This is a genomic window from Mesorhizobium sp. M4A.F.Ca.ET.090.04.2.1 (assembly GCF_003999085.1).
Classification (GTDB): domain Bacteria; phylum Pseudomonadota; class Alphaproteobacteria; order Rhizobiales; family Rhizobiaceae; genus Mesorhizobium.
Genome location: NZ_RZOT01000540.1, coordinates 1 through 4,125 on the forward strand (window position 1 = coordinate 1; position 4,125 = coordinate 4,125).

Here is a 4,125-nt window from a genome sequence, read left to right on the forward strand (position 1 = left end):
TCGTTGATGAGGATGCCGCCGAGGGCGAAATAATCCATTTCGTCCCGGCGCTTCTCTCTGGGCTCTCGGTCTGGCTCACGGCTGCCGCTGTCATCGAGGTAAAGGTGGATTTCGCGGTCGGTCACGGGCAGGCTTTCAATTTCCGCACCAGCTTGGCTCAAAAACCTGAACCTGTACAGCTTGGCGACACTCGTGCGCGCCACAGGGAACGTTGCAGCTCAGGCCGATTTCATCTGCACCATCAGCGTCTCGCAGCTGAGGGTGAGTTGGCGGGCATATGCCTTCGAGGCGTCAAGCGTGGCTCGCTTGGTGACGCCGAAGATCAGGTAGCCCGCATGCACGGCGGCGAGGATGCCGAGGGCCGCAAGCTTTCCATGGGTTAGCTCGGCAAACGATCCTCGTCGACATCAACATCCGCGCCGCCGCCGACGATCCCGAGGACGACACCTACGACGTTGCCCAGGATCTCAAGAGGCGCCTCTCCCGCGACGACAAGGGCCGGCTCTACGTCGACGCCTTCCTGCTCTCGCACCCGGATTCCGACCACGTGACCGGGCTCACGACGCATTTCCACCTCGGCCCGCCCGAGGATTTCCCGGAGGGTGACGAGAACCTCATCCTGATCCGCGAAATGTGGTCGTCGCCGATCGTGTTCCGGCGCGCCAGCAAGCAGCACAAGCTCTGCGACGAGGCCAAGGCGTGGGCCACCGAAGCGCGGCGCCGGGTCGCGCTGTTCAAAGAGAAGGGCCTGACCGGCACCGGTTCAGGCGACCGCATCCTGATCCTCGGTGAGGATAAAGACGGCAAGACCGATGATCTCACGGACATCCCGGTCAAGCAGGACGGCCTGCTGACCGCAGCTGACCGCGTGAACACGGGCCAGTTCGAAGGCCGCCTGCTGGCGCCGATGTACGTCGACGAAGACGACAAGGAGCTGATCGAAGTCCTCGAGAAGAACAACTCCTCGGCGATCGTGCGGTTCTCCATCGCCGGCGACGGCGTGGCCGACCGCTGCCGCTTCCTGACCGGTGGCGACGCGGACGTCTCCATCTGGGACCGGCTGTGGCAGCGCCACAAGGACAGTAACAAGGACTGGCTCAGCTACGATGTCATGGAGACGCCGCACCACTGCTCCTGGCGCACCCTGAGCCACGACCGCTGGTCCGAGATGGGCGAGAAGGTCAAGGTGTCCGAGGACGCCAGGAACGCACTCTCCCAGACCCGTGACGGCGCCATCATCGTCGCCTCCTGCAAGCCCATCAAAAAGGACGACGACAACCCGCCTCATGAGCGGGCCAAGCGGGAATATGTCTCGATCACCTCGGCCGAACGCTTCATCTGCACGACCGAGTATGCCGATGAGCACGACGGGCCGGTCGAGTTCAACATCACCGGCGTCGGCACATCCAAGCAGCTGGCGCTGACCCCGAAAAAGGCCGCCTCGATCGCCGGCGTGACCGGAGTGACGACGACGCCCAGATCCCACGGCTGAGCCATGGCCTCGGCAGACATGAAGCGGCACGCGGAACACTTTCTGCGTGTCGCAACAGAGATTCCGCAATGCCAGCGCTGTGGCCTGATCGCCGTCGGTGACGACGTGGCGACCCTGTTCCTTGATCTGGCCGTGGAGATGCCAACGCACTGGCACGCCAAGGGCACCGCCCCTAACGGCGTCCTGCCGGTCGAACGCGTTGAGGTCCTGCTTGGCGCTGACTACCCGTGGCGGTGCCCCACCTTCACCCTGCGCAAGGGCTTTCCGCGCAACCTGCACCATCTGACGCCCGGCTCGGAAAACGTGTGTCCAACCCCCTGTCTTGTGGATGGCAACCAGGACGAATATTTCAATCAGCACGGCCTGATCGAACTCGGCATCGGGGCCATCGTCAACCAGATGGGCGTTTGGCTCGGTCGCGCAGCAATTGGCACCTTGATGGATCCGGATCATGGCTGGGAACCCGTCATGCGCCAAGGCCTGCCGGACCGGCTTATTATCGATGCGGACTTCGCCCGAAGCCAGATCACCGACAAGTCCGGCTCGGTATGGCTTGCTACCAAATTCATGAAGGGCAAGGATCTCGCTGGCAAAAGGTCCTACACCCTCTCGGCGCACAATGAATTTGCCGCTGCCGTCGGCAACATGTCTGCTTTCCCCTTTGAGGCCGAAAGCGAAGGACGCTACAGCGGCATCACCGCGACGGTGCTGATCTGGCCGCCAAATGGGCGCCATCACAAGTGCGGTGCTGCCTGAGACGGTAGCGAACCTTGACGACTTGGCACAACGCGCTGAGGCCTTCGGCTGCGGCGTTGAGTTTGCGAAATTCCTCGACAGGCTCCAGCGGCGCTGGGCGGGCAAAACCGATGACGCGACCTTCCCGATCGCCGTTTTGTTTGGCGTGCGGCGACCTTTTCGGCTGATCGGGCGGGCGTCGACGATCGAGTTGCTTCTTGATTGAAATCACGGCTCCGCAGAAGCGGGCCTCGCTGTTCGAAGGGCCCAACGCGAGAGCCGCCGTTGCCATGGAGCAACTGGGTCGCACGACGCCCGCGCTTCTCCGCGCCGTGTCGGCAGCTCCCTCTTATCCGCCATTCAGCCTGGTTGGCTGCGGCAGCGTCGGATCGAAAACCGCTCTGCATCTGGCCCGTGCCGGCGCCCAGATCTTGGCCGTCTCCGACAGCAACGAGCTGCGGCCCCACAACATGGCCCGGCACGCCCTCGTGCGGCCACCCCTGCCGTGGCCGAAGGCGTTTGAACTGTCTGACGAGCTGGCCCTGCTCGGGCAGAAACCGGAAGCCCATCTGATTGACGTGGTTAGGGGCCTGAAGCGTGCGGACAATCGCCTGCTGATTTCGCCGCCCGGGACCGGCACGCTGCTCAACACGACCGCATCGAGCCTGGTGCGCGATGCCCTGTCAATGGTGAGCCCTGCCGAGCTGCCGGCACGCATGGCGGAGATCGCCCTTTTCGGGCGCGGCCGTGGCGGTTTCGTATTTCATAAGGGAAGCAACCGCAATCCGAGCCTCGCCGACCTGCAGGCGGTGCTGTCCGCGACCGTGACGCCTTATGAACGGACATTGTTGTTCGATCCCGAGTTCGGGCTGACGCAAATTCAGATCGGGGAAGGCTGCGGCTCCATGACTATGCCGATGACCGACGCGCGCCTTTCGGCGATGACCGCCATGGCCACCGAGGAACTCATGCGCCTCGCCGGCGCCAATGCCGATGGCGGAGAACTGGTCGTGGGGGTGGCAGAGCCCGATAGCCCATCGACAAGTTGGCGCCGCCTCTCCGTGTCAAAATTCCTGGAAATCCCGGTCGAGGGCAGCGAATGGACTTTGCGTCTGTCGTCGCACGTCGCCGGCATGATCCGCGAAGAGACCGCGCGGTTTCCCAATGTCGAGACGGGAGGCCTTCTGATCGGCTCCTGCAGTTCTCTCATGAAGACTGTCACGGTGGTCGACCTGATCGAGGCGCCAGAAGACAGCGTGAGGACGCCGACGCTGTTCGTGCTTGGAACGAAGGGCATGAAGAATCGGATCGATGCCCGTTTCGAGGAAAGCGGCCGCTCGCTGCTTGATGTGGGTACCTGGCACAGCCACCTCGCCGAACAAGGTCCCTCGCCCACCGACCGCAAGACGGCCAAGCAGGTCGCCGTGGAGCGAGCGCCGCCGGCCATCCTTTCTCATTGCCACTCCAGCCACGTACCATGCCATCATGCATCAGGACGCGCCATGAACGATTACCTCGACGCCTACTCCATCAAGGCGCGCCTCGCGCCGGCAGCTCTGGCGATTGCCCCGGTCATTGTCCTGATTGTGCTGGCCTTCAACTGGGTTCAGCCGAGCCTCCCCGAGGCCATCATCGGTCTCGCCGTCATGGTCCTGTTCTTCGCTGCCTCGAATGTGGCCCGCCGCCTGGGCAAGAGGAAGGAGAGACAGCTGTTCGCGACGACCGGCGGGAGACCGGAAAATCGCGAACTGAACCACCTGGATAAGACACTCGACGAGCGGACCAAGGACCGCTACCGCAAATTCCTCGCCAAGCAGCTCGAGCAGCCGGCGCCGACGCGCGACATGGAAGTCGAGGACCCCGACGAAGCGGCTGCGTTCTATGTGCAGTGCTACAAC

The 4,125-nt window shown here is 63.4% G+C and carries 4 protein-coding genes and 1 pseudogene; 4 read left to right on the forward strand and 1 reads right to left on the reverse strand.

The annotated features are described in order from the left end of the window. Window positions 1-218: 218 nt before the first annotated feature. On the reverse strand, window positions 219-341 hold the full coding sequence (locus EN781_RS35870; protein WP_268931439.1) for a hypothetical protein: 123 nt from the start codon (window positions 339-341) through the stop codon (window positions 219-221). 206 nt (window positions 342-547) lie between these two features. Here EN781_RS35870 and EN781_RS27595 point away from each other — a divergent pair, with 206 nt between their 5' ends. The 4 genes and pseudogenes from EN781_RS27595 to EN781_RS27610 form a co-directional block, all read left to right on the forward strand. After that, a complete protein-coding gene (locus EN781_RS27595; RefSeq protein WP_189347894.1) occupies window positions 548-1,492 on the forward strand; it encodes a hypothetical protein in 945 nt (314 codons plus the stop codon). Window positions 1,493-1,495: 3 nt separating this feature from the next. Next, on the forward strand, window positions 1,496-2,248 hold the full coding sequence (locus tag EN781_RS27600; RefSeq protein WP_126037964.1) for a hypothetical protein: 753 nt from the start codon (window positions 1,496-1,498) through the stop codon (window positions 2,246-2,248). Then, window positions 2,217-2,453, forward strand: coding sequence for a hypothetical protein (locus tag EN781_RS27605; protein WP_126037967.1), 237 nt, complete (start codon window positions 2,217-2,219; stop codon window positions 2,451-2,453). Before EN781_RS27600 ends, EN781_RS27605 begins: the two co-directional genes overlap by 32 nt. Continuing rightward, window positions 2,446-4,125: pseudogene (locus EN781_RS27610) on the forward strand (Mov34/MPN/PAD-1 family protein); the annotation flags it as partial. The gene EN781_RS27605 and the pseudogene EN781_RS27610, both read left to right, overlap by 8 nt.